This is a genomic window from Sorangium sp. So ce693 (assembly GCF_051521375.1).
GTDB lineage: Bacteria > Myxococcota_A > Polyangia > Polyangiales > Polyangiaceae > Sorangium > Sorangium atrum.
In genome coordinates this window covers 1,971,603-1,995,146 of record NZ_CP150347.1, presented here as the reverse complement: position 1 = coordinate 1,995,146, position 23,544 = coordinate 1,971,603, and the positions used below count along the sequence as shown (strand labels likewise).

Annotated in this window: 20 protein-coding genes; 8 read left to right on the top strand and 12 right to left on the bottom strand. The window is 70.5% G+C overall.

What is annotated here, in order from left to right:
* Positions 1-4 precede the first annotated feature (4 nt).
* The 5 genes from WMF14_RS07580 to WMF14_RS07560 all read left to right on the top strand — a co-directional run bounded on the left by WMF14_RS07580 (position 5) and on the right by WMF14_RS07560 (position 8,844).
* A complete protein-coding gene (locus tag WMF14_RS07580; protein WP_437799613.1) occupies positions 5-1,873 on the top strand; it encodes a DUF4397 domain-containing protein in 1,869 nt (622 codons plus the stop codon).
* Between the two features lie 147 nt (positions 1,874-2,020).
* On the top strand, positions 2,021-4,438 hold the full coding sequence (locus tag WMF14_RS07575) for a lysyl oxidase family protein (RefSeq protein ID WP_437799611.1): 2,418 nt from the start codon (positions 2,021-2,023) through the stop codon (positions 4,436-4,438).
* Positions 4,439-4,539: 101 nt separating this feature from the next.
* Complete coding sequence (locus WMF14_RS07570; RefSeq protein WP_437799610.1) at positions 4,540-6,309, top strand: M16 family metallopeptidase; 1,770 nt, start codon at positions 4,540-4,542, stop codon at positions 6,307-6,309.
* Positions 6,310-6,319: 10 nt separating this feature from the next.
* The gene (locus WMF14_RS07565) at positions 6,320-8,044 is read left to right on the top strand and encodes a M16 family metallopeptidase (RefSeq protein ID WP_437799608.1); all 1,725 of its coding nucleotides are present in this window, start codon (positions 6,320-6,322) and stop codon (positions 8,042-8,044) included.
* Positions 8,041-8,844, top strand: coding sequence for a phosphatase PAP2 family protein (locus WMF14_RS07560; protein WP_272100992.1), 804 nt, complete (start codon positions 8,041-8,043; stop codon positions 8,842-8,844). Before WMF14_RS07565 ends, WMF14_RS07560 begins: the two co-directional genes overlap by 4 nt.
* A gap of 67 nt (positions 8,845-8,911) precedes the next feature.
* Here the strand turns inward: WMF14_RS07560 and WMF14_RS07555 are convergent, their stop codons facing one another.
* Positions 8,912-10,201: a glycerophosphodiester phosphodiesterase family protein gene (locus WMF14_RS07555; protein WP_437799607.1), complete on the bottom strand. Its 1,290-nt coding sequence runs from the start codon at positions 10,199-10,201 to the stop codon at positions 8,912-8,914.
* Positions 10,202-10,374: 173 nt separating this feature from the next.
* Here WMF14_RS07555 and WMF14_RS07550 point away from each other — a divergent pair, with 173 nt between their 5' ends.
* The 3 genes from WMF14_RS07550 to WMF14_RS07540 all read left to right on the top strand — a co-directional run bounded on the left by WMF14_RS07550 (position 10,375) and on the right by WMF14_RS07540 (position 12,085).
* Positions 10,375-10,833: an SRPBCC family protein gene (locus tag WMF14_RS07550; RefSeq protein ID WP_272100990.1), complete on the top strand. Its 459-nt coding sequence runs from the start codon at positions 10,375-10,377 to the stop codon at positions 10,831-10,833.
* 124 nt (positions 10,834-10,957) lie between these two features.
* The gene (locus tag WMF14_RS07545; RefSeq protein ID WP_437799605.1) at positions 10,958-11,416 is read left to right on the top strand and encodes a thioredoxin family protein; all 459 of its coding nucleotides are present in this window, start codon (positions 10,958-10,960) and stop codon (positions 11,414-11,416) included.
* A gap of 144 nt (positions 11,417-11,560) precedes the next feature.
* The gene (locus tag WMF14_RS07540) at positions 11,561-12,085 is read left to right on the top strand and encodes a hypothetical protein (protein ID WP_437799603.1); all 525 of its coding nucleotides are present in this window, start codon (positions 11,561-11,563) and stop codon (positions 12,083-12,085) included.
* Positions 12,086-12,161: 76 nt separating this feature from the next.
* Here WMF14_RS07540 and WMF14_RS07535 read toward each other — a convergent pair whose 3' ends face one another.
* The 11 genes from WMF14_RS07535 to WMF14_RS07485 form a co-directional block, all read right to left on the bottom strand.
* Positions 12,162-13,325, bottom strand: a complete 1,164-nt coding sequence (locus tag WMF14_RS07535; RefSeq protein WP_373372290.1) for a sigma-54 interaction domain-containing protein — start codon at positions 13,323-13,325, stop codon at positions 12,162-12,164.
* A gap of 152 nt (positions 13,326-13,477) precedes the next feature.
* On the bottom strand, positions 13,478-14,233 hold the full coding sequence (locus WMF14_RS07530) for an ABC transporter ATP-binding protein (RefSeq protein WP_437799601.1): 756 nt from the start codon (positions 14,231-14,233) through the stop codon (positions 13,478-13,480).
* A gap of 60 nt (positions 14,234-14,293) precedes the next feature.
* Positions 14,294-15,076: an ABC transporter permease gene (locus tag WMF14_RS07525; protein WP_437799599.1), complete on the bottom strand. Its 783-nt coding sequence runs from the start codon at positions 15,074-15,076 to the stop codon at positions 14,294-14,296.
* A 42-nt stretch (positions 15,077-15,118) separates the two neighbouring features.
* Positions 15,119-15,979, bottom strand: a complete 861-nt coding sequence (locus WMF14_RS07520; protein WP_437799597.1) for an ABC transporter permease — start codon at positions 15,977-15,979, stop codon at positions 15,119-15,121.
* Positions 15,980-16,046: 67 nt separating this feature from the next.
* Positions 16,047-17,129 carry an ABC transporter substrate-binding protein gene (locus WMF14_RS07515; protein ID WP_373372274.1) on the bottom strand — a complete coding sequence of 361 codons (1,083 nt, stop codon included), beginning with the start codon at positions 17,127-17,129 and terminating at the stop codon, positions 16,047-16,049.
* 161 nt (positions 17,130-17,290) lie between these two features.
* Entirely contained in the window at positions 17,291-18,697 is a 1,407-nt protein-coding gene (locus WMF14_RS07510; protein ID WP_437799595.1) for a hypothetical protein, read from the bottom strand.
* A gap of 242 nt (positions 18,698-18,939) precedes the next feature.
* Positions 18,940-20,469, bottom strand: coding sequence for an amidohydrolase family protein (locus WMF14_RS07505; protein ID WP_437799593.1), 1,530 nt, complete (start codon positions 20,467-20,469; stop codon positions 18,940-18,942).
* A gap of 132 nt (positions 20,470-20,601) precedes the next feature.
* A complete protein-coding gene (locus WMF14_RS07500) occupies positions 20,602-20,838 on the bottom strand; it encodes a hypothetical protein (protein ID WP_437799591.1) in 237 nt (78 codons plus the stop codon).
* 418 nt (positions 20,839-21,256) lie between these two features.
* On the bottom strand, positions 21,257-21,622 hold the full coding sequence (locus tag WMF14_RS07495; RefSeq protein WP_437799589.1) for an STAS domain-containing protein: 366 nt from the start codon (positions 21,620-21,622) through the stop codon (positions 21,257-21,259).
* 59 nt (positions 21,623-21,681) lie between these two features.
* Positions 21,682-22,047, bottom strand: a complete 366-nt coding sequence (locus tag WMF14_RS07490; protein WP_272100977.1) for a DUF1428 domain-containing protein — start codon at positions 22,045-22,047, stop codon at positions 21,682-21,684.
* Positions 22,048-22,321: 274 nt separating this feature from the next.
* Entirely contained in the window at positions 22,322-23,350 is a 1,029-nt protein-coding gene (locus WMF14_RS07485) for a hypothetical protein (protein ID WP_437799587.1), read from the bottom strand.
* Positions 23,351-23,544: the final 194 nt, after the last annotated feature.

The following is a 23,544-nucleotide window of genomic DNA, read 5'->3' as shown; positions in this document are numbered from 1 at the left end:
TACGATGAAGATGCGTCAACGATGGCTGATCATGGTGGGTGCGCTGGCCGGGCTTTCGATCTTCACGAGCGCTTGCGGGGACGACGATACCTCATCATCGTCGGGGCAAGGCGGAGGTGGGACCACGAGCGCCAGCGCCAGCACGTGGTCGGGCGGAAGCTCTGACGGCGGCGGCGGCATGGGCGGCACGGGCAGCGGCGGCGGCACGGGTGGCGCTGGTGGCACGGGCGGCGGTGGCAATGCGGGCGGCGCTGGTGGCACGGGTGGCACGGGCGGCAGCGGCAACGCGGGCGGCGCTGGCGGCACGGGCAGTGGCGACACGGGCGGCGCTGGCGGTACGGGCGGAGCTGGTGGCACGGGCGGAGCTGGTGGCACGAGTGGCGGCGATCCGGAGGAGTGTGGCCTGCCGCCGGACACCGACCCTGAACCCAAGGTCCGCTTCATCAATGCCCTTCTGCCGAATCGCACGAACTTCCCGGTGGGGAGCGGCGACCCGCCTGCGCTCCGCCTCTACGTGAACGGGGCGCCGGTGCCCGACGTAGAGGCAGTGTCGCCCAGCAGGGTCGCCGCCTCTGTCACGAGGTACGCCAAAGTCACGGCGGGCGCGATCACGTTCTCGGCACGAAGCGATGACGGAACCAGCGGTGGCGCAGGCGACGCGCTCACGATCTCGGCGGATCCGCTGACGATTGCCCCTGGGACGCGCTACACGATCGTGGCCGTCGGAATCCTGGGCACTACCAGCCCGACGGGGCCGCAGCTTCTCATCGCAGAAGAGAAGTTCACGACGCCTTCATGCAGCGAGGTCGGCCTGCGCTTCGTGAACGCCGACGCCAGCGTGGGGCCTCCGAAATCGTTCTACATCGACCGAAGCGCCACGGCCGTCGCGGCGCTCGACGGGTTCACCGTCAGCGCTCCAGAAGGCCTGCTCGTGCCCCAGTCGCCACGATCGATCACTGTCACCGCGTCGAGCAGCTTCGGTCCGACGGGTCAGGCGCCGTTCTCGTTCTCTGCGGCATCGCTCGTCGGTGGGCGATCGTACTTCGTCATCGAGACCGGAGAGCCGACCCGCGTCGTCGCCGATGCGCGCGCACACGGGTTGCTCGTCGTCCCGGCGGGGGACGACTCACCTGCCATGTTCATCAACCGGGATCCGCTCGTCTATCTCTTCCACGCATCGCCGCCGCCCACGCCGTCGCCCCTCGAGGTCTACTCGGGCACGGAGAGGATCGCCATCAACCTGACGTATGCGCAGGCGCCGACATACACCGATCTGCCGCCGGGTGAGTCGACGCTCTCAGTCGTCGCGCCCGGCTCCGGTGGCGGCGATGGCTCGGGTGACACCGTGGTGGTCGGCGCCCAGCCGACGGGCCCGCTGGAGCCCGGCGCGATCTACCTGGGAGGTCTCCTCGGCATCGCCGGAGAGACGGGCGACAAGGCGCTGCAGCTCAAGCTGTGGAGGGTCCAGCCGGAGCTGCCCGAGACGGTCACCAGCACGCGCGTCATGTTGATCAACGCCTCGGCGACAGCGCCCTCGGTGGATCTCGGCCACTGGTCGGTCAATGCAGATGGGACCCAAGGTGAACCGTTTACACCCGTGCTCACGGACGTCGCGTACGCGTCAGCCAGCGCCAGCACGGCCGTCGAGTTCGCGGCGCCGAGAGCCGCCGGCCGGCAATGGGTAGGAGTTCGACCGGTCGGATCGGCCGACGGCATCCGGAGCGCTGCGAGAAGCCTGTCACCGACCTGGTATGCCGCTGTCCTCCTGGGAGACTGGAGCTCATCCGACCCAGCGAGCGCCGCGCGGCTCATGTTCATGAGAAATCTCGGCATCGCCTCCTCGGCTGTTTTCGTGGCGTTGCCGACTCCCTGACCGGTCGAAATCCTGCGCCCTCGCTCGACCGTCCTGATCTCCCCGCGCGCACCCTCACGATACGCAGCTTGCCTGGCGGCCTGCGGGAGCGGCACACGCCTTCCGGCCCGCGCGGCTCGTCTGCTACTGCTGATGACCAGGGTGCACATGAAGAACGTCGTCGAAGCGCTGTTGATGGGCTCATGGCTCCTGGCGGCCGCCGCGTGCGGCGACGACGGGCCGACCGAGCCGCCCTCGGGCACGGGAGGGGGCGGCCCGGGAGGCGGCGGCAGCGGCGGCGGTGTATCCGGGAGCATCCGTTGCCCCGGCTCGGACATCGTGTGTCCCGGAGGCGCGCGGTGTCAGATCGACGCCGAGGGCAAGCCGTCGGGCTGCGCCGCCGCGTGCGACGCGGCGCGCGCCTGCGGCGACACGGCGTGCTGCAGCCCCGGGGCCACGTGCGCGCGCGGCGTCTGCGAGGCGGCGGACCTCGTGCTCGGGCCCCCGGAGCGAGGAGAGCCCGTCACGTTCGCCACGGTCCGCGTCGACGAGGACGCGTGCGAGCTGCTGCACGGGTGCGTCGGCGCGAGCGGCCGGCGGGCGCTCATGCGCTTCCACGTCTCGCTCGAGAACGCCGGCGACGTTCCGCTCGAGCTCGGCGCGCCCTCGGAGAGCGACGTCTTCGAGCCGAACTTCTGCGAGGACAGCTACGTCGTCCCGCGCTTCTTCCGCGCGCGCCTCGGCCAGGGCGGCGCGGTGGTCGCCGAGGCCGAGCTCGACGCGCGCTGCGTCGCGATGCCAGGCGGCCAGTACGGCTGCGACGCGCAGGGCCTCGGCCCAGGAGAGCACGTCGAGCAGCCCGGCACCCTCGCGTGCAACGCCCTCGACGTGACCGGCGTCCCGGCCGGGCTCTACGAGCTCGAGATCACCGTGAACCCGAACAGGACCCTCGCCGAGGCGCGCTTCGACAACAACACGATCGTCCTCCCCGTCGATTACACCGCCTGCGACGGCACGATCTGCGGCGGCGCGTGCTGTCCCAGCGGCCACGCGTGCGAGGCCGGCGTCTGCATCGTGCCCGACCTGCGCCCGGACAGGCAGCGCATCGTCGACACGATCCAGTTCTCGTACCAGACGTTCCCCAGAGACGCCTGCGAGCTCATGGAAAGGTGCATCGGAGGCCCCGGCCGGCGGCATCTCCTCGAGTTCGAGGGGCGCGTCGAGAACGCAGGGCCGGGCCACCTCGACCCCGGGCCCGAGTTCAACAGCCCGCTCTTCGAGTACGCGCAGTGCCACCAGCACTTCCATTTCCTGAACTTCACCGATTACCGGCTGGTGGACGCGGGGGGCGAGGTCGTCTCCCAGGGGCACAAGCAGGCGTTTTGCCTTGTCGACATGGAGCCTCTCGATCCTTCGTCCCCCGCGCCGCGCGGCTACCCGACCTCGGGAGGCATGGGGTGCAACTTCCTGAGCGCGGGGTGGGCCGACACGTACGACGTCGGCACGCCGTGCCAGTGGGTCGACGTGACGGACGTGCCCGAGGGGGACTACACCCTCCGCGTCACCGTCAACCCGATCGGCGCGATCGCCGAGCAAGCGATCGAGAACAACGTGGTCGAGGTGCCCGTCCATGTCCCGGCGTTCGCGCCCTGCGAGCCCGAGCCGGAGATCTGCGGGGACGCGGTGGACCAGGACTGCGATGGGCTCCCCGACGACGGCTGCCAGGGCGAGGGGTGCGCCTCCCCGGTGCCCGAGGTGTGCGGCAACGCGGTCGACGAGAACTGCAACGGCGTCCCGGACGACGGCTGCACGCCGATCCCGGGCGCCGACAGCTGCGAGACGCCGGGAGAGCTGACGGGCTCGATGGATTACGCGGCGGAGATCACGGCCGAGAACACCTCCGATGTCGCGCTGCCGTGCGGCGGCAGCGGCGGCGAGGTGTTCTTCCGGTTCACGCTCCCGTCCGACGAGGTCGTGTACCTCGGCACCCTGGCGTCGGACGTCGACACGGCGCTCGCGGTGCTCGAGGGCGACGGGTGCGGCGGCCCTCCCGTCGGCTGCGCGGCCGACAGCTGCGGCGACGCCGCGCCGGGCGCGCACTTCGCGGCCAGGCTCCGGGCCGGGACCTACACGGTGGTGGTCAAGGCCGCGCGCCCCGAGGCGCTCGGCACGGTCCGCCTCAGGTTCCAGCGCGCGTCGTGCCTCGGCGAGAGGGCCGGGGTCATCTCGGGCAGCGGCCTCATCAGCGGCGACACCACCGGGGCGCCGATCCCTCCCAGCTCCTTGTGCGGCGCGAGCAGCCCTGAGCAGACGTTCTATGTCCCTGTCTGCCCGGGGACGTCCACCGTGGTGTCCTCGTGCGGCCTGACCGGCTTCCCGATGACGATCAAGACCGCGGACGACGCATGCAATCCCATCGACATCGAGTGCTTCGGCCCGCTCAGCGCCTGCGCGGGCGAGAGGGAGGGCGTGAACTCCCGGATTTACGGGGCGCGACCGGGAGGGAGCCTCGGCGCCATCACCGTAAAGGGGCGTACTCCGGTGGATTTCGGGCCGTACCAGCTCTTCGTCGCGCCATTCCAGTGACAGGAGCGCAGCGCCGAGCGTGAACCGCGCTGCGCTGCGCCTCCCTTTCCACGAGCGAAGATTGCGCTCGACCTCGGGCGATCTGCGCTAAAACCGCGCCCATGCGAGCCCACCATCGGTCCGAACGGACGCGCCTCCGGGCGCTCTCGTCCCTGTCGAGCGCGCTCGTCGCCGCGCTCGGCCTGACGTTGCCGGCGTACGCCGCGCCTCCGGCCGCAGCGCCGGCGCAGCCTGCGGCGGCTCAACCTGCGGCCAAGCCCGCGCCCGCGGCGGCGGCGCCGGTCGCGACGAAGGCGCAGCCTGCGGCGGCGGCGACCAGCGTGAGCGTCGCGATCCCGGTCGAGAAGTACACGCTCGAGAACGGGCTCGAGGTGGTCCTGCACGAGGATCACCGCACGCCCGTCGTGGCCGTCAACGTCTGGTACCACGTCGGCTCCAAGGACGAGCCGCGGGGGAAGAACGGCTTCGCGCACCTGTTCGAGCACGTCATGTTCCAGGGCTCGAAGCACGTGGGCGAGGACATGTTCTTCAAGTACCTGGAGCGGGCCGGCGCGAGCGATCGCAACGGGACGACGAACACCGACCGCACCAACTACTTCGAGACCGTCCCCGCCAACGAGCTCGCGCTGGTGCTCTGGCTGGAGAGCGACCGGATGGGGTGGCTGCTCGACCACGCGAACGAGGCGACCTTCACGAGCCAGCGCAATGTCGTGAAGAACGAGCGCCGCCAGAACTACGAGAACGCGCCCTACGGCCTCGTGCCGCAGTTCGTCCGCGCGGCCCAGTTCCCGGAGAGCCACCCCTACCACCTGCTGACCATCGGCACGCCCGAGGATCTCGACGCGGCGCAGATGGACGACGTGAAGGCCTTCTTCCGGACGTTCTACGTGCCCAACAACGCGACCCTCGTCGTGGCCGGCGACATCGAGCGGGGCAAGGCGAAGGAGCTCATCCAGAAGTACTTCGGCCCCGTCGCGAAGGGCGCCCCGCCGCCCGTGGCGACGAAGCCCGACCCCGGCGACCTCGCGATCGAGAAGCGCCTCGACATCGAGGCGGACGTGGAGCTGCCCCGCGTGACGATCAGCTGGGTGACGCCGCCGAGCTTCGCGCCCGGCGACGCCGAGCTCGACCTCGTCGCCAACGTCCTCGCCTCGGGCAAGACGAGCCGGCTCTACAAGAAGCTCGTGTACGATCTCCAGATCGCGCAGGACGTCTTCGCGTTCCAGCAATCGAGCCAGCTCGCCAGCACCTTCCAGATCACGGCCACGCTGAAGAAGGGCAAGTCGCCCGAGCAGGCCCTGAAGCTCATCGACGCCGAGCTCGATCGGCTGCGCAAGGCGCCGCCGACGCAGGACGAGCACGACCGGGCCCAGGCCAAGGTGCTCTCGGAGCTGGTCTTCAGCATGGAGCAGGTGACGGCCCGCGCGAACGCCATCAACAACTACAACCAGCTCACGGGCGATCCGGGGTACTTCCCCAAGGACGTGGCCAGGTACGAGAAGGCCACCGCCGCCGACCTGCAGAAGGCGACCGCGGATCTCCTGCCCCAGGGCAGGCGCGTGATCGCCCTCGTCACGCCGAAGCCGGGCGCCCCGAAGGCCGGGCGCCTCGTGAAGCAGACCGGGGCGGCGGCGCCCGCGACGGCGGGCGCGAAGCCCACCGCCGCGGCGCCCGCGACCGCGGCGAGCGCGCAGCCTGCGCTTGTAGCGCCTGCTGTCGCGGCGCCCGCGGCCCCGCCGGCGGGCCCGAAGCCCGCCGCGGCGCCGGCGACCGACAAACCGGCGGCCGCGCCGGCCATCATGAAGCCCGCTGGCGACAAGCCCGCGGCCGACAAGCCTGCGGCCGGACCGGCCGCGCCGAAGGGGGGTTGAGCCCATGCGCATGAAACGAACCGTCTCCGCCTCGCTCGCAGCCGTGGCGCTCGCCGCCTGCGCTCCGGTCACCTCGACGCCGCCCCCCGCGCCCCCCGGCGCGCCGCCCCCCGCCGCGGCGCCGCCCGCCGCCGCGGCTGCGGACGACTTCCGCAGATCGCCGCCTCCCCCGGGGCCGGAGGTGGTCTTCCGGCCGCCCCAGATCGAGGAGGCGAAGCTCGCCAACGGGATCCGCGTCCTCGTCGTGGAGCGGCACGAGCTTCCGATCGTGGCCGTGGACGTGACGACCGTCCGCGGCGCCGATCAGGCCGAGCCGGGAGTCGGCGCGTTCGCGGGCGCGATGCTCATGCAGGGCACCAAGACCCGCAGCGCGCTTTCGCTCAGCGACGCGCTCGGCAAGCTCGGCGCGAGCTTCTCGTCCGCGGTCGGCTTCGACGGCGGCGGCGTGGAGGGCCAGAGCGTGACGCCGCGGTTCGGGGAGATGCTCACGCTGCTCGGCGACGCGTACATGAACCCGGCCTTCGCGCCGGCCGAGATCGAGCGCGAGCGGTCGCGCCGCATCACCCAGCTCGCCGAGATGAACGATCGCCCCGCGTCGCTCCTCTCCATCGCCCAGGCCCAGGTCCTCTACCCCGAGGGCCACCCGTACAACGCGCCGCTGATCGGCACCGAGGCGGCGCTGAAGAAGATCACGGCGGGCGCCCTGGCGAAGTTCCACGCCGCGCAGTTCCGGCCGGAGCTGACGACCGTCGCCATTGCCGGGGACATCACCAAGGCCGACGCGGTGAAGGAAGTGGAGCGGGTCTTCGGCGCCTGGAAGGGCCCGGCCTCCGCGCCGCCCGCCCCCGCGAAGGCGGCGCTCCCCGCCGATCCGCCGGCGATCGCCGTGGGCGCGCCGCGCGTCGTCGTCGTCGACCGGCCTGGGCTCACGCAGTCGACCGTGACGGTGGCGCTGCCGGGCGTGCCGCGCGCGACGACGGACTACGACGCGCTGCTCGTGATGAACACCCTCCTCGGCGGGCAGTTCTCGAGCCGCCTCAACCTGAACCTGCGCGAGAAGCACGCCTACACCTACGGCGCGCGCTCCGGCTTCGACATGCGCCACGGAGCCGGCCCGTTCTCCGCGGGCGGCGCCATCGTGCGGGAGAACACGGGCCCCGCCGTGCGGGAGATCTTCGCGGAGATCGACCGGATGCGGAGGGAGCCCGTCACGAGCGAGGAGCTCGCGGACGCCAAGGCGAACCTCATCCGCCAGCTGCCGGCGCGCTTCGAGACGGCGGACGCGACCGCGTCGACGATCGCCGGCCTCGCGGTCTACGATCTGCCGCTCGACGAGTACGCGACGCGACCGGCGAGGCTCCAGCGGATCACGGCCGCGGACGTGCAGCGGGTCGCGCAGAAGTACCTCGCGCCCGAGCAGCTCCGGGTCGTCCTGGTGGGCGACGCCGGCGCTGTCGGAGAGCAGCTCTCGGCGTTGCAGCTCGGTGAGGTCATCGTGCAGAAGGCGCCAGGCGTGACGGCCGGGCCGGCGGCGGCGGCCGGCAAGCCGGCGGCGGCCGGCAAGCCGGCGGCGGTCGGCAAGCCGGCGGCGCCCGCGCAGCCTGCCGCGCCCCTGGTCACGAAGCCCGCGGCGCCCGCGCAGCCTGCCGCGCCGCAGGCCACAAAGCCCGCGGCGCCCGCGCAGCCTGCCGCGCCCTCGAAGCCCGCAGCGCCCCCCGCAGCGAAGAAGCCGTGAGGTACGCCGCGCTGCTCGCCTGCGTGTGCGCGCTGGCGTGGAGCGCGCCCGCCGCCGCGCAGACGGGGCCGGCGGCCCCGGACTGGGCGTTCGGCACGCCGGGCGGCGAGGTGGCCCTCGCCGCGGCCTGCACCGCCTCGCTCGCGGCGTACCTGCTCCCGCAGCGGCGCTCCGGGTGGGGCGCCGCCTCCAGCGAGGAGCGCAACGACGCGATCGGCCTCGCCAGCGATATCACCGGCGCCGCAGCGGGCACGCTGCTCCTCCTCGGCAGCGGGTACGCCCTCGAGGGCAGCTACCTCGGGGGCGCCGGCGTCCCCCGCCCCTACGCGCGGGCGCTCAGGACATCGCTCATCGAGGTCGAGGCGGCGGCGCTGTCGACCGGCCTCTCGAACGTGATCAAGCGCCTGGCGGGCCGGTGCCGGCCGCGCTCGTGGCGGACCGATCGGTGCGGCGAGACCGACCTCGATTTCGACGCCTTCCCCTCGGGTCACACGACCCCGGTGGCCGCCATCGCGGGCGCGCGCCTGAACCTCGCGCTGCGCACGACCGGCGACGCCGCGCCGCGCCTCGGCGCGCTCGCCCTCGCCGAGGCGGCCACGGTGGTGACGATGGCGTTGCGGATCGGCGCCGGCGCGCACTCCTGGCAGGACGTCGGCGCCGGCATGATCCTGGGCCACGTGACGGGCTTCGCCATCGCGGCCGTCCACCCGATCCAGCCGACCAAGGCCCGGTACGCGGCCGGCGTGATGCCCGGCCCGCCCCCCGAGCCCGCCGCGGTCACCTGGTCGTGGGCGTTCTAATGCGGCCGTCGAGAGGCCGCCGGGGGCCCGGCGACCGGGCATGCGCCCTGCTCCCCGGCCGCCCGCCTCAGAGGCCCATGCAGCTCGCGTAGTACGTCACGGTGGCCGGCCAGTCGGAGAAGACGCCGCGGACGCCCACGTCGCGCGCGAGCACGTCGAGCATCACCATCGTGTCGCCGTCGTTATCGATGCTGTCCGCGACCGACTGGTAATAGTAGCCCCCGCCGCTCGCCAGCGGGCCCGAGCGCTCGAGCGTCCATGTGATGATGTCGAGGCCAGCGGCCTTGGCGGCCTCGGCGTAGTCCGAGGGCACGATCCGTTTTTTGCCATCGAGCGTCACGAGCGCGAACATCGGCGGCGCGATGATCTTCACGCCCTGATCCGCGAGGCGCTGCATCCCGGAGACCGCCTCCTCGTACCCCTCGGCGGTATCGACGCGCTCGTCGAGGTACACGGCCTGCGCGCCGAACTCCGGCTCTCTCTCGAGCCAGTAGAGCACGTCGTCGAGGCTGAACGACTGCGCGAACACCTGATTCGGGTCGATGTCGGCCGCCTTGTACTCGTCGATCATCTGCTGCGCGAAGTCCTGTTGCTCGTACTCGCCCTCGTACGGCATCTCCACCTCCGGGACCTTGAGCTCCGGGGTGAACTTGACGCCCAGGCTCGAGAAGAGCTCGATGCTCTCGGCGTGCGTGAGCAGCGTGCCGCAGCTGGCGTAGAGGTCCGTGCGGAACGTGGGCGTCGCGGCCATGTACTCCAGGGCCGTAGCCGCGTCCGGGTTCGCGGAGTCCATCTTTCCGCAGAGCCGCTTGAACTCGGCGAGGGTGATATCGCTCGTGCAGCACTTCGCCGACGCGGGCGTCCCGGCCTCCGCGTCGGCCGGCGCGAACGGCTCCGAGCACTTCTCGGCGAGCTCCGGGATCGCGAGGATGTTCGTCGTCGTGTGGAGATCGCACTGGGCGTGACGGCACACGAGCTTTCGGTCCTTGGTGAAGGTCACGTCGCACTCGACGATGCCGGCGCCCATGCGGGCGGCCGCCTCGTACGACTCCCTCGTGTGCTCGGGGAACTGCATGCAAGCGCCGCGATGGCCGATGGAGAAATCGGTCCGCTGGAAGGGCCCCTCGGAGCACGAAAGCAGCTTCTCCTTCAGCTCGCCTTCTTCCATGTCCGCGACGAGGTAATACGGCCGCGGGCCGAGCTGCACGCTGAACTGCCCGGCATCGTCCTCGGCCGGCGGGGCCGGCAGCGGCGCGGGCTGCACCGACTCGTCGCCGCTGGAGCACGCGCTCAGCGCAGCGACAGGCAGCGCGACAAGCGCCGTGGCCGTGCTCAATCTGGCGCTCTTCCTGATCATGAGACGCTCCCCTCTGGGTGGATTGAAGTTTGGACGGTACTCGCGTGCTCCTGTGAGAATATGTCGTCAGCGAAACAACAAAGCGACATCCCCTCTCCGGCGTGCCGTCGCCAGGAGCGACGGCATGCGTGTGTGCTTCTCGAAGAGGGGCGCGATGCGATCCATGCTCGCGCATGCCCACCTTCGAGAAGCGCACGCGCATCGCCGCGCCCCCCGAGCGGGTCTTCGCCTTCCACGAGGAGCCTGACGCCCTCGAGCGCCTCACGCCCCCCTGGGAGCACGCGCGCGTGCTGGAGAAGACCGGCGGCATCCTCGTCGGCGCGCGCGTGGTCGTCGAGACGCGCGTCGGCCCCGTCCTGCTGCGCTGGGTCGCGGAGCACACGCAGTACGAGCGGGGCCGGATGTTCCAGGACACGCAGCGCAGCGGGCCGTTCAAGCGCTGGGTGCACACGCACCGAATGGACCCCGACGGCTCGGGCGGCTGCTACCTCACGGACCGCGTGGAGTACGAGCTCCCGCTCGGCGTGCTCGGCCGGCTCGGCGGCGGTCGCTTCGTCCGGCGCAAGCTGGAGCGGATGTTCGACTACCGCCACGAGGTGACGCGACGGGCCTGCGAAGCCCCGCCGCGGTAGCCCGCTCGCCGACCGCCGCGTCCGCCACGTCCGCCGCGCGGCCCACGCCCCGCTGGTTGCCAAGGCGTACGCCGGACCCAAGTTGCTCGCAATGCCGCGGCACGCGGCGGCGAGGAGAAGGAGCATGGCTATCTACCGTTGCGGCCGTTGCGGCTCGATCAACCGGGTTGCGGACCAGAGGATCAAGGATCGGCCGGTCTGTGGCCGCTGCAAGGCCCACCTCGACACGACGGGCGCTCCGCAGCCGGTAGACGGGGCCGCGCTCGAACAGGCGATAGCGAGCTCTCCTGTCCCCGTCCTTGTCGACTACTGGGCCACCTGGTGCGGCCCGTGCCGTGTCGTCGCGCCGACCCTCGACGAGCTCGGCCGCAGGAATGCGGGCAAGGTGCTGGTCCTCAAGGTCGACACCGACGCCGATCCGGCGGAGGCCGGGCGCCGGCGCATCCAGGGGGTGCCCACCTTCGTGCTCTTCAACGGAGGGCGAGAGCTCGATCGCCGCAGCGGCGTGGCCTCGCGCGCCGATCTGGAGCGCTGGATCGAGACCAAGGCCGGGCAGCCCTCCATGCGCGCGAGCCACGCTTGAGCCTGCGCTGCGGGCCCTGGAGGGAGCGGAGCTGGGGAGCGGGGAGCCGAGAAGAGCGGGTGAAGCGACGCGCCTGGTCGACGTCACCGGCGCACCATCAATCAAGCGTTGCGCGTCCGGCGAGGCAGGTGTGGCGTTGAAGAATTGATTCATTCCGCGTCGGTCGACGCAGCCATTTGGATTTACGGGCCTGGGGCGCGCGCCGTCGTCGAGCGCGCGTTCGAGCTGACCGAGCGGCTGCCACGCGCGTTGCGACGGGCCCAGCAGCGTGCGATCCTCTCCGTGCTCAGCGAGCGGATGCTGGAGCTCCTCAGGGAGGCCTCGATGAACCCCGACAAGATCCCGGAGACACCCGCTGCCCGGAAGCTCCGCCTTTTCCTCGAAGCGCAGGGGCGGAAGAAAGGCCGGGCCGAGGGCGAGGCCAAGGGCCGGGCCGAGGGCCGTCAAGACGCGCTGCTCACGCTCCTGCGGGCGCGCGGGCTCTCCCCCTCGCAGGACGACGAGGCGCGCATCCGGGCCTGCGCCGACGCGACGAAGCTCGATCGGTGGATCGCGCAGGCGGCCACGGCCACGACGGTGCGCGAGGCCCTCGGGATCAGAACCCCGGCCGCGAGGGCCCGCCCCCGCACGCCGGGTCGCCCCCGGCCGGCCTCCCCGTCGCGCTCCTGACCGGCCTCGCTCGCCTCGCCGCGCCCGCCGGGCCAGTGCCTGCACAGCCGACCTGACGCGCCGGCGCAGCGTTCGCTCAGGTCGTCCCCGGGGCGCGCGACGCGGAGCTCGCCTCTCCTCGCCCGAACGCCGCAGCCGCCGCCCCGCCGCGCGACGCCCGGTAGCGCGCCAGCTCTCCGAACTGCGCGAGCCGCGCGCGCACGATGTTCCTGCTGATGCCGAGCAGCCTCGCCGTCTGGAGCTGGTTGCGATCGCAGTAGCGGTACGCCGTCCGGATGATCGTCTCCTCGATCTGCTCGTGCAGGTTCGGCAGATTCTGCTCGAACAGCGCGAGCAGCGCGCCCTCCAGCGCCGTCGCCTGCGGCGTCGGCCTCACCTGGGACACCGCGTCCGTCGCCCCCTGCTCCGGCGGAGGAATGCTCGCCCCCGCCTTCGGCTGGAGCGCCGTCAGGCGCAGATCCGCCGGGGTGATCTCCTGGCCTTTGCAGACAAGGAGCGCGTGGTGCATCGCGTTCTCGAGCTCCCGGATGTTCCCGGGCCAAGGGTGCCCGAGGAGCCGCGCCGTCGCCTCCGCCGTGAGCACGGCCGGCCCCGAGCCGAGCCGGTGCGTGTAGAGCTCGATGAAGTAGCGCGCCAGCGGGAGGATGTCGCCCGGCCGCTCGCGCAGCGGCGGGAGCGACAGCGTCGCCACGTTGAGCCGGTAGAAGAGATCCTCGCGGAACTTCCGCGCGATCACCGCCTCCTCCAGGTTCACGTTGGTCGCCGCGATGAGCCGCACGTCGATCGGGATCGGCTGGCGCGAGCCGAGCCGCACCACCTCGCGCTCCTGCAGCACGCGGAGCAGCTTGACCTGGAGCGGCAGCGACAGATCCCCGATCTCGTCGAGGAACAGCGTTCCGCCGTCCGCGGCCTCGAACCACCCGGCCTTCGAGGTCGTCGCCCCCGTGAAGGCGCCCTTCTCGTGGCCGAACAGCTCGCTCTCGACGAGGGACTCCGACCAGGCGCCGCAGTTGACCGCCACGAAAGGCCGCCCCCGCCGGTGGCTCAGCGTGTGGATGTGACGGGCCACGATCTCCTTGCCCGTGCCGGTCTCCCCCGTCACGAGCAACGTCGCGTCGCTCGGGGAGAGCTGCCGGATCCGCTCGAGGATCGCCTGCGAGCGCGGATCCTCGAAGACAAGCGCCTTGGCGCGCACGGAAAGGGCCAACGAGCTCGTGTTGGGAAGCGTGAGCAATGGCATCGTCATCGGGCTTCACTCACCATGATAGCGGACGGTTCATCCATTATAACGGATGCACCTGCCATGCGCCAGAGATCTTTCTCTGGCGCGACCCCACCGGTCGTCTCGGATGGCTTCGGGCCTTCCGTCACGCTGCGCCTCGATCCGTCGCGCTACGCCTCGAGGAGATAGCCGCGCACCTCGTCGACGAGGGCCTTGATCTCGTGGTCGGTGCGGGACCTCGGGCGCGGCGCGCTGACGGGGACGACGCGCTTGATCCTCCCGGGCCGCGGCTCGAGCACGACGACGCGATCGCCGAGGAACACGGCCTCCTCGACGTCGTGCGTGACGAGGATCATCGTGATCTGCTCCTCCTGCCAGATGCGCTGGAGCTCCTGCTGCAGCTTCGCGCGGGTCAGCGCGTCGAGCGCGCCGAACGGCTCGTCGAGCAGCAGGATGCCCGGCCGGTTGACCAGCCCTCGCGCGATCGCCGCCCGCTGGGCCATCCCGCCGGAGAGCTGGTGCGGGTAGGCCCGCTTGAACGCCGACAGGCCCACGAGCTCGAGGTGCTCGTCGACAGCGCGGGCCTTGTCGGCCTGCGTCCACGCCGAGCTCTCGAGCCCGAGCGCGACGTTCTGCTCGATGGTGAGCCAGGGGAAGAGCCGGTGCTCCTGGAAGACGATGCCCCGATCGAGGCTCGTCCCATCGACGCGCGCGCCGCCGACGAGGATGTCGCCCTCGTAGTCGCCGTCCAGCCCGACGAGGAGCCGGAGGAGCGTCGACTTCCCGCAACCGCTCGTGCCCACGACGCTGATGAACTCGCCGGGGTGAATGGTCAGGCCGATCCCGCGGAGGACCTCCAGCGGCTTGTCCTTGACCACGTACTTCTTGCTGACGTCGCGAATGTTGATGACTCCAGGCGAGCCCATGAGTTCCTCCTCGAAGCAGACGAAGCAGACGGAATCAAACGTTGAAGACGTTGACGACGTTCACACGCCGCGGACGCGCCATCGCAACAGGCGGTCTTCCGCCGCCTTGGCCAGCGCGTTCAGGCCGAAGCCCACGAGGCCGGACACGATGAGCCCGACCAGCACGACATCCATGGCGAAGCGCTCGCGCCCGTCCACCATCAAGCTGCCGATCCCGGGGGCGGGCTCGAGCAGGTACTCGGCCCCGAGCGTGCCGAGCCACGCGTAGATGAGCCCCTGGTGCACGCCCGCGAAGAGCGACGGCGCGGCGGACGGCAGGATGACCTTGCGGAGGATCTGCCACCGCGAGAAGCGGAGCACCCGCGCCACCTCGATGTGCTCGACACCGACGCTCCGCACGCCTTCATAGGTGTTCACGACGACCGGATAGAAGGCGGACAGCGCGATGAAGGCGACCTTCGCCTGCTCGCCGACGCCGAGCCACACCGACATGAGCGGGATCCACGCGAACAGCGCGACCTGCTTCGCGGCGTGGAAGCTCGGTGAGAACAGCTTGTCGGCGGTGCGCGAGACGGCGAGGAGGCCGCCGACGGCGCCGCCCGCCACGACGCCCAGCGCGAGCCCAAGGAGATCCCGGACGAGGCTGGCGCGCAGGTGGCCCCAGAGCTCGCCGCTCTCGTGAAGCGCCCTCGCGGCCTCCCAGACCGCGAGCGGCGGGACCAGGATGCGGGTGTTGGCGAGCTCGTAGCGGCAGACCACGAGCCACGCGACGAACAGCAGGACGGGCAGGACCAGGCCGCGCCGCAGCCGCGGCTGGATCAGAGCATGGGTGATGGCGCTCATCGTGCGATCTCCGTAAGGTTCCGGTAAGGTTCCGGTGAGGTGTTACAGGGCCGCGCGCCGCCAGCGGAGGAGGCGGGCCTCGATCGCCTCGAGCCCCTTGTCGAGCACGAGCCCGACGATCCCCACGACGAGGATCGCCGCGAGCACCACGTCGAGCTGGAACAGCTGGCGGCCCCAGACGATCAGGAACCCGACGCCCTCGGAGGACGCCAGGAGCTCGACCGTGACGAGCGACAGCCACGCTTGCGTCAGGCCGTAACGGATGCCGACGGCGATGGACGGCACCGCGGCGGGGAGCACGACCTTCCGGAGCAGCTGAGCATGGCTGAACCGGAAGACCCGGGCCACCTCGATGTACGATCCCGGCACGTTCTTGATGCCCTGGAACGTGTTGATCGCCACCGGGATGAGGCTCGCCTGCGCGATGAGGATCAGCTTGAGCGACTCGCCGATCCCCGCCACCATCATGACCAGCGGCAGCCACGCGAGGGCGGGGACCTGCGAGAGCGCCTTGAAGAGCGGGTGGACGTGCTCCTCGACCCGCCGCGAGAGCCCCATGGCGATGCCGAGCGCGAGGCCCGCCGCGCCGCCCGCGGCGAAGCCGCCGAGGACGCGGCCGAGGCTGACGGCGATGTTCGTGTGCAGATCGCCCGAGCTCGCGAGCTCGGTCAGCGTCTGCAGGACGAGCCCTGGCGCCGGCAGGATCTGCGCCGGGATCAGCTCGCGCTGCGAGGCGTAGCTCCACGCGAGGAGGAGCGCCGCCGGGAAGACGAGCCCCACGGCGACGTTGCCCACCCGCCGCGACAGGAGCCGGGAGGCGCGGCCCGCGGGCAGCGCCACGTCGGGCGCCTCGAGCTTGTAGGCGGCCTGGGTCTGGCTTTCTTGAATTCCCTGCTGCGTCATCTTGGTTGCCTTTCTCTCGTGGCGTTCCGCCCTGCCCTGCGCTGGGCCCCTTCGCCGCGCGCTCCTCTCATGACCTCCCGGGGTGCTTGACCTTCCCGTTCACGTCGAACTCGGGCCAGTAGCCCTCGAGGTTCAGCTCCTTCAGCGCCGCGTTCAGGAACCGCAGATCGATCCAGGAGTCGACGTCGAACGTGTTCCTGATCAGGCCGAACCGCTTCGCGTCGACGACGGCCGCCTTGTAGCGGGAGATCAGGTATTCATCGAACAGGGGGCTCGCGCGCACCTTGAGCGAGTCGCCCGTCTGGTCCGCCTTGAAGTTCGAGTACGGCACCCCCGACTTGGACCAGAGCTGGTAGATCGGCGCCGGGTTGGCCTCGTTCTGCGCGATCCAGTGGGCGGCCTGCACGACGACCTTGACGACGCGCTTCGTGATGTCCGGATACTTGTTCGCGAAGTCCTCGGTGACGATCAGGTGGGCGTGCCGCAGGTAGGCCGGCGAGTCGTTCTTCGTCGAGTAGACGATCTTGGCGACCCCTTGATCCTGGAGCGTGAGGAGGTCGTATCCGCCGAAGGCGGCGTCGATGTCCCTGGTCGCCAGCGCCGCCTTCGCGGTCGCGGAGTCCATGTTGAGGATCCGGAGATCGCGCTCCGACAGGCCGCTGCCCGCGAGGATCTTGTTGACGGCGAGCTGCAGGTTCGTGCCCTTGAAGAGGGCGACCTTCTTCCCCTTGAGGTCCGCGAGCGACGCGATCGACGAGTCCGCCGGGACGGCCAGGTAGGTGTGCTGCCTCGTCGACACCCCCGCGAGGAGCTTCGTCTTGAGCCCCCCTGCCCTCCCGATGCTCGACGGCAGGTCTCCCTGGAGCGCGAAATCGAGCAGGTGGTTCGCGTACGCCTCGTTGACGGCGGGCCCGGCGCCCTTGAAGAAGGACCACTCGATCTTGATGTTGTCCTTCTTGAACTCCTCCTCCAGGAGCCCCCGCGCGTGCACCACGCTCAAGCTGCTACCGCCGACGAACGGCCGGTTCCCGATCCCCACCCCCGCGAACGCCACCCGGATGACGCTAGGCGCGTCCGCCCGCGCCACATGCGCAGACAACGTCAAAATCGCCGCCACCAACATCTGCACAAAAATCAAAGCTCGTCTCATATTTTTCCTCACTGAATTCATTGCCACGCGTCGCCGAGCGATGCTCGCCCGCACAGGAGACGGGCCCAGATCGACGTCTTCGGCGCGCAGGCGTACTCCGGTACGCCGAGCACCGAAGACGTCGAGGTGGGCCCGTATCCGAAGCGGGCGAGCATCGCTCCTCAGAAGCCGCCTTGGAGCTGGGCTAGGATTTCGTGCGTGGCCCCCTCGGTGCTCGTGCGGTCGTCTCGACGGTTGAGGTTGAGCTGGAACTTCGTCGTCTCCGCGAAGAAGACGTTGAAGCCGAGCGTGTAGACGTCGACCCGGTTCTCTTTCACCTCGGTGCTCGGGTCGAAGAGGTCGACGCGGAGGAACGGCTGGTAGGTCTTCGGCCACCAGTCGTCGTAGCGGCCCTGGTTGCGGTAGCCCCTCAGGAACTGCTCGCCCCAGTTGTAGAAGAAGGTCGCCACGTGCGACAGGCTGGTTTGCCTCGTCTTCCGAGGGTCCTCCGCCGTCGTCCCGAGCGTCACGTCGTCCTGGCCGTAGATGAACTCGTAGGTGACGCCGATCGGATAGTGGTTGTAGTAGATATCGCCGCCGAAGCGGCGCTTGACGCCCTTTCCGGACAGCGTCTTCTTCTCGTCCTTGAGGAACGTGTTCTGCCAGCCGATGTACGCGCTCCCGCCGAGCGTGATCTGGCGGAGGATGGAGTTGTAGTCGGACGGCACGGTGAACGCGAGGCGGCCGATGATGTCCTTCTCGCTGTTGTCGTCGGCCGTGTTCGGCCCGCTCCCGTTGACGATGCCGATCGCGTAGGCGAGGACGGGCGCCCGGTAGTTGTAGCCGTAGTCCACCTGCGGCAGCACGTCGCCGCGGACGATGAGCCCGAGGTCGCGCCGGTTCAGCCCGAGCTTCGTCGTGAACTGCGCGTTGGTGATCACCGGCTTCAGCTCCTCGCTCGCGGGGACCTCCAGCCCGAACGGCAGGAGCTGCTGGCCCAGGGTGACCTGCAGGACCCAGTCCTCGGGGGCGAGGGTGGGGAGCACGGAGTACGCCAGCTGCGCGTCCAGCAGGTTGAGGAAGCTGTTGTTGCTCGCCTGCTGGGGCGAGGCGCCGAAGCGCACCGAGTAGGTCAGGTTGCGGCCTTCCTCGTAGTCCTTGTAGAGGATGCCATTGAACGTGAGGGTCGCGGCGCCCGTGTCGAACGTCACCTTGCGATCGTTCGAGGTCGCCGTGTTCACCGGCTGCTCCGTCCATCCGATGCGCGCCTGGATGACGCCGCCGACGAGGAGGGAGCGGGTCGAGAGGGCGGTGTGGAGGTCGCGCTCTCGCTGCCACTGGAACTTGAAGTTCTCGAGGTCGGTGACGAGCCCTTGCAGGTCGTCGCGCGTGACGGCGTTGGGATCGGGCTCGACGAAGGCCTCCGCGGCCGCGTCGCCCGCGGGCGGGGTGCCGGGGGGCGGCGCGCCGGGAGCAGCCGGGGCGGCGGCCGCGGCGCCCGGCGCGGCGGGGGCCGCGCCAGCAGGCGTCGCCCCCGCGGGCGTCGGAGCCGCGCCAGCGGGCGCAGGCGCCGCGGCGCCGGGGGCCACGCCGGCAGGCGCGGGGGCCGCACCACCGGGCGCAGGTACAGGACGCTCACCCTGGGTTCTGCCGGGCGGGTTCTGCGCACTCGCCTGCGTCACGCAAAGGACGATGGTCGTCGTCGCGAGGATCGATGAGAGGGCGGTTCTTGAGCGGTCGAGCAAACGCATGAATGGATCCAGAGGGGTTCGTTGATTCACAGTTACCGTCGGGCGGGGCCGCTTCCGTCGCCCCGCCCGGCGCTCCACGTTCAGGCCGCCTTGCTCTTCCGCAGCTTCTGCTCGACCGCGGTCCCGGCGAAGAAGCCGGGGTTCTTGCCTGCAAAGAAGTTGTAGGGATGGGTGAACACGAGATCGCGGAAGTTCGCCTCCGTGAGCGCCCCGCGCTCGACGAGGCTCCAGGTATCCGCGAGGACCTCGGTCAGATCCGGCACGTCCCAGTGGCCGCTGTCCGACGCCCAGAAGGCGTTGAGCTGCACGCCGAGCGGGTTGACCTTCGTGTTGAACGCGTACGCGATCGTGGGGTCGTCCGCCTCCGAGCCGAAGTAGAAGTTCGGCACGTACCGGTCCCGGATGTCCTCGATCCGCTCGATGCCCGCCGCCGCGAAGTCGTCGAGCGCGCCCGCGTCCTGCGGCTGCCTCCGCGAGTTGTTCGAGACGCCGAGCGCGCCGCCGAGGACAGCGTTGATGTCGCCGAGCCGCGCCGCGACCTCCTCTCCGCCGTACTGCTGGTACAGCGCGTACAGCAGCTTCGCCTCGATCAGATCGGGGTTGTAGTTCTGGACCGCCCTACCGTTGCGCTTCTCCCAGTGCCCCACCAGATCCGCGAACAGCGTCGCGCCCCACGCCGCCCCTCCCTCGAGGAAGCCGACGCGGAGATCGGGGAACCGGCGGGTCACGCCGCTGAAGAAGAGCGACTTCGCGAGCGCCTCGGAGGCGGAGGCGAAGTGGCCGATGTGATTGTACATGTAGCTCGAGACCGAGCTGCGGCTGGTCCACCCCATCCCGGCGGAGTGGGTGGTCAGCACCGTCCTGAGCTCGACCGCCTTGGCCCAGAACGGGTCGTAGTTGTGCTCGCTGTCCACGCCGAACGTGTCGAGCCAGTTCGCGTGCCGCGCGACGTCCGGGTGGTGCCGCGACGGGTACTTCTCGGCCACCGACCGGATCGGCCGCCGGAGGTTGCCCGGGATGAGGGCGACCTTGAGGCCGAGCTCACGCACGGCGAACTCGAGCTCTTCGACGCCCTCCTGCGGCGTGTGCAGCGGGATGGCCGCGACAGGCGTGAGGCGGTCGGCGTACGGCCGGTACACGTCGGCGTGATAGGCATTGACCGCGCGGATGAGCACCCGGCGCAGATCCTCCTTGCCGACGTGGGTGGCGAACGTGGAGACGTTCGGGAAAAGAACCGCGTAGTCCGTCCCCGACTCGCCGAGCCGCTCGTGCAGCAGGCTGGGCAGCGACACCGTGGCGAGATCGAGGGTGTTCTTCGTCGGCAGCGCCCACCACGGCGGGCGGACCGAGCGCTGCGCCGCGCGCTGCTCGGGCGTGAGCTCGTACCACTCGTTGCTCAGGTAGCCGAAGCCCCGGTTGATCGCGTCGCGGAACTCGTCGACGGACTTCGCGCCGCCGTACTTCGCGATGTAATCCTCGAGGATCGGCGCGAACTCGATCGTGTGCAGATCGGTGTCGATCACCGGGTAATCGAGCTTGTCGCGCACCACCCGCGAGCGAGAGGTCTTCTTGCCGTCTTTCAGCGAGAGGTGAGAGGATGAGACGCTCATGACGATGACTCCATGGCGCGATCGCGCGGTCACGCGGCGGCCATCGGCGCCGGGCAGCCGCGCCCAGGGCGCACGAGGCCGCGCGCCGACCAGGCGCCCGCTCCTGTGCTGAGAATGTGAGAGGCCTTCGAGCTAGAGCGCCGCGAGCGCGGCGCCCCTACAGCGCGTGGCGGTCCATCGCTCGACGTCAGCGCCGATCCGGCGGGGCGCGAGCCGCTGCGAGCGCCAGGAGAGCGCCTGCGCGCAGAGCTCGGAGCGCGTCGCGAGTCGACGCCACACGACGCCTGGCGCGCCCGGGAGGGCGTTCGTCAGGATCGTGCTCGCGAGGATGGCTGAGACCGCGCGGGGCGCGATCACTGGATCTTTCATGGCTCTCTTCAGGTCAACTATCGTCCTGACGCATTGCATTGCGCGGACCAAGCCTTCACCGTGGCCAGCAGAGCAGGTCGGGCGGAAGCACCGCAGATGCGCTCGGCCTTGTGACCGCGCCCTCGCGCTCCAGCGCGCCGTCCCGGGGGAGAATTCAGAGAGGGCTCGATGGCCCCGACGCCTCCCGGCAGCGAAGGAAACTGGCCGCGCGCGGCACACGCCGCGCACTCTGTCAGGAAAGAAGCTCGACGCTCGTTGCGCCGCTGCGGGTTGCGTTCTGCATTCTGCATGCGGCGTACCAGGCTTATGTCCGCTTCAAAAGACGTGGATCCGTTATATCAGACAACCCCATGCTGCTGGAGCAGCAGGCGGGTGCTGCCCGGGTGCTTCTGCAGCAGCAGCCCCCGGGCAAGGTGCGTCATGGCTTGGACGGCGACGCGTGCGCCAGGCTCATCCCGGTCGCGAACGAGATCGCGCTCTGCAGGTCGCGGCGGGTCATGATGCCGGCGAGATCGATGTCGAGGTGGACGATGGCCTGGGACACCTCCGGCCGGATCCCCGTCAGGACGACCTGCGCCCCGAGCAGCCGGACCGCCCGCGCCACCTGCAGGAGGGCGCTCGCCGAGGCCGTGTCGATGTGCGGCACGCCGGTGACGTCGATGATCGCCACCCGCGCCTGCCGCTCGACCACCCTGCTCAGCAGGTTCTCCATCATCTGCTGCGCCCGCGCCGCGTCCAGCACGCCAACCAGCGGCAACACGAGGACGCCCTGGCTGATGGGCACGATGGGCGTCGACAGCTCCAGGAGCGTTGCGGCGTGATCTCGTTGGCCCTGGCGCTCGCCTAGCGCTCCTCTCCGCTCGAGTCGAAGAGGACCGCGAACCCGCCCCAGATCATACGCTTCGGGTCGAAAGGTGGATTCTCCGTCATCTGCATGCGCGGGTCGTCCTTCATCTTCGCGCCCGCCTGGTCGCGCACCTCCTTCGATGGCCACACGATCCAGGAGAACACGATGGTCTCGCCTGCCTCGGCCTTCACCGCGCCCTTGAAGTCGGTGATCTTGCCGTCGGGCACGTCGTCGCCCCAGCACTCGACGACGCGCGTCGCACCATACTCCTTGAAGACCTCCGCGGCCTTCACGCAGGCCTCGCGATAAGCTGCCTTTTTGTCCGTGGGCACAGGAGTGACAAAGCCGTCGATGTAGCTCATGGGCGCGATTATGCAGACCTGCCGCTCACGGCGTCAAGCACGGCTCCTCCACGCAAATGGCGGACTCTGCAGTTCACGCAGAGGCCGTCAGTCCCGAGGCAGGCACAGCAAATCGCGGCAAGCAGGCCCTGGCGCGGGCGATGATCGGGAGAGAGAGAAATCGAGAGGCGTACTCGCAATGCGCCCTGCGCGTCGTCGAGGACGGCAACCGCCGCGCCTGCCGTGCTGGCTTTGGGCGCACCGGATCACGGCGTGCGCCTCGACGTGCCCATCGCTAGCGGTAGGGCCCGCCCCCGGGGCCGCGCAGGAGGTTGCGCTCGATCCTTGCGCGCACCTCGTCGAGCGTGTCGGTGGCCCACACCATCGTCTCCGGCGCGATCGAGGAGGCGATCGGTCCCACGGTCACGCCGCGATCGTCGATGGCGACGGGGCCAGCGCGCTCGTCGAGGGCGAGGAGGGCCCTACGGGCGCCAGGGTCGAGCAGCTCGGGGGCTCGGTCGGTCTGCCGCGGATCCACGCGCACGAGGAAGCGACGATCGAACGCCTCGTCGTCAACGACGATGTCCTGCCCGCCCAGCATCGTGACGAGGCCGTCGAGGAGCCGTTCACGCCGGACGGCGAGGCCAAGGCCGAGCTCGGTCTCGAAGATCGCCCGCGCGATGACCCGGTGGCGATCGCGCGCCGCGCGCTCCGAGCCGATCTCGATCGGGCCCCCCTCGATGCGGCCCGTGACCGAGAGCGGCGCGCTCGCGAAGGCGAGGCCGCGCGCCGCGGCGAGCGCGCGGAGCGCCTCGGCGTGTCCGGCGAGCGACGCGGCGGCGCGGAGGCCAGCGCGCGCGCCGTCGAGGAGCTCGACGATCTGCGCGGCGCTGTGGGCGGCGCGCACGATCCACGCCTCGTCCATGCCGAAGCTGTACGGCTCGGAGAGCGTACAGCCGCCATCGTGGATCCGGACGTCGTAGGACGCGCGGTGCAGCGCGACGAGGTGCTCTCGGAGCGCCACGGTGAAGAGATCCCCTGTCCGGGAGGGATCGTCAGCCGCGATCGAGAACTCGCTGTCGAGATCGTCGCTGCCGGTCGCGACCGCGTTCACGAACCCCAGCGCCACGTCCCGACGGTGCATCTCGAGGCCGAGATCGAGGGGCGGCTGGAGCCAGCCGTGGACGAGGACGTGCGCTTGCCGTTGGGTCCAGCTGATCTCCACGGAGACGAGGCGCCCCGCCACGAGGCCCCTCGCCTCGCGGTCCCGTGCGGCGAGGCCGAGCGTCGCGGCCGCGGCCTGGACCTTCTCCCAGCTCCCCATGCACCCACGCTATCTGCGCGAACCACCGGGCGCAATCATCGCAATCCCGCGCACCTCCGCCCAACGGACCTTGCCTCACTGCCAGCCCTGGTTGGCGCGAACGTAGAAATGTCATGGTTCCTTCAGCGCCAGCGCGCGCTTGCCGCGCACCTCGGGCTCAGGCCGCTCGAGAGGACTTCACCGAGAAAGACAAG

Bases quoted from the DNA above. Each gene is read 5' to 3' on its own strand.
- WMF14_RS07555 (WP_437799607.1), bottom strand. From the start codon at position 10,201: ATGATCAGGAAGAGCGCCAGATTGAGCACGGCCACGGCGCTTGTCGCG.
- WMF14_RS07550 (WP_272100990.1), top strand. From the start codon at position 10,375: ATGCCCACCTTCGAGAAGCGCACGCGCATCGCCGCGCCCCCCGAGCGG.
- WMF14_RS07520 (WP_437799597.1), bottom strand. From the start codon at position 15,979: ATGACGCAGCAGGGAATTCAAGAAAGCCAGACCCAGGCCGCCTACAAG.
- WMF14_RS07570 (WP_437799610.1), top strand. From the start codon at position 4,540: ATGCGAGCCCACCATCGGTCCGAACGGACGCGCCTCCGGGCGCTCTCG.
- WMF14_RS07535 (WP_373372290.1), bottom strand. From the start codon at position 13,325: ATGCCATTGCTCACGCTTCCCAACACGAGCTCGTTGGCCCTTTCCGTG.
- WMF14_RS07505 (WP_437799593.1), bottom strand. From the start codon at position 20,469: ATGAGCGTCTCATCCTCTCACCTCTCGCTGAAAGACGGCAAGAAGACC.
- WMF14_RS07500 (WP_437799591.1), bottom strand. From the start codon at position 20,838: ATGAAAGATCCAGTGATCGCGCCCCGCGCGGTCTCAGCCATCCTCGCG.
- WMF14_RS07565 (WP_437799608.1), top strand. From the start codon at position 6,320: ATGAAACGAACCGTCTCCGCCTCGCTCGCAGCCGTGGCGCTCGCCGCC.
- WMF14_RS07485 (WP_437799587.1), bottom strand. From the start codon at position 23,350: ATGGGGAGCTGGGAGAAGGTCCAGGCCGCGGCCGCGACGCTCGGCCTC.
- WMF14_RS07575 (WP_437799611.1), top strand. From the start codon at position 2,021: ATGAAGAACGTCGTCGAAGCGCTGTTGATGGGCTCATGGCTCCTGGCG.
- WMF14_RS07530 (WP_437799601.1), bottom strand. From the start codon at position 14,233: ATGGGCTCGCCTGGAGTCATCAACATTCGCGACGTCAGCAAGAAGTAC.
- WMF14_RS07580 (WP_437799613.1), top strand. From the start codon at position 5: ATGAAGATGCGTCAACGATGGCTGATCATGGTGGGTGCGCTGGCCGGG.
- WMF14_RS07545 (WP_437799605.1), top strand. From the start codon at position 10,958: ATGGCTATCTACCGTTGCGGCCGTTGCGGCTCGATCAACCGGGTTGCG.
- WMF14_RS07515 (WP_373372274.1), bottom strand. From the start codon at position 17,129: ATGAGACGAGCTTTGATTTTTGTGCAGATGTTGGTGGCGGCGATTTTG.
- WMF14_RS07490 (WP_272100977.1), bottom strand. From the start codon at position 22,047: ATGAGCTACATCGACGGCTTTGTCACTCCTGTGCCCACGGACAAAAAG.
- WMF14_RS07525 (WP_437799599.1), bottom strand. From the start codon at position 15,076: ATGAGCGCCATCACCCATGCTCTGATCCAGCCGCGGCTGCGGCGCGGC.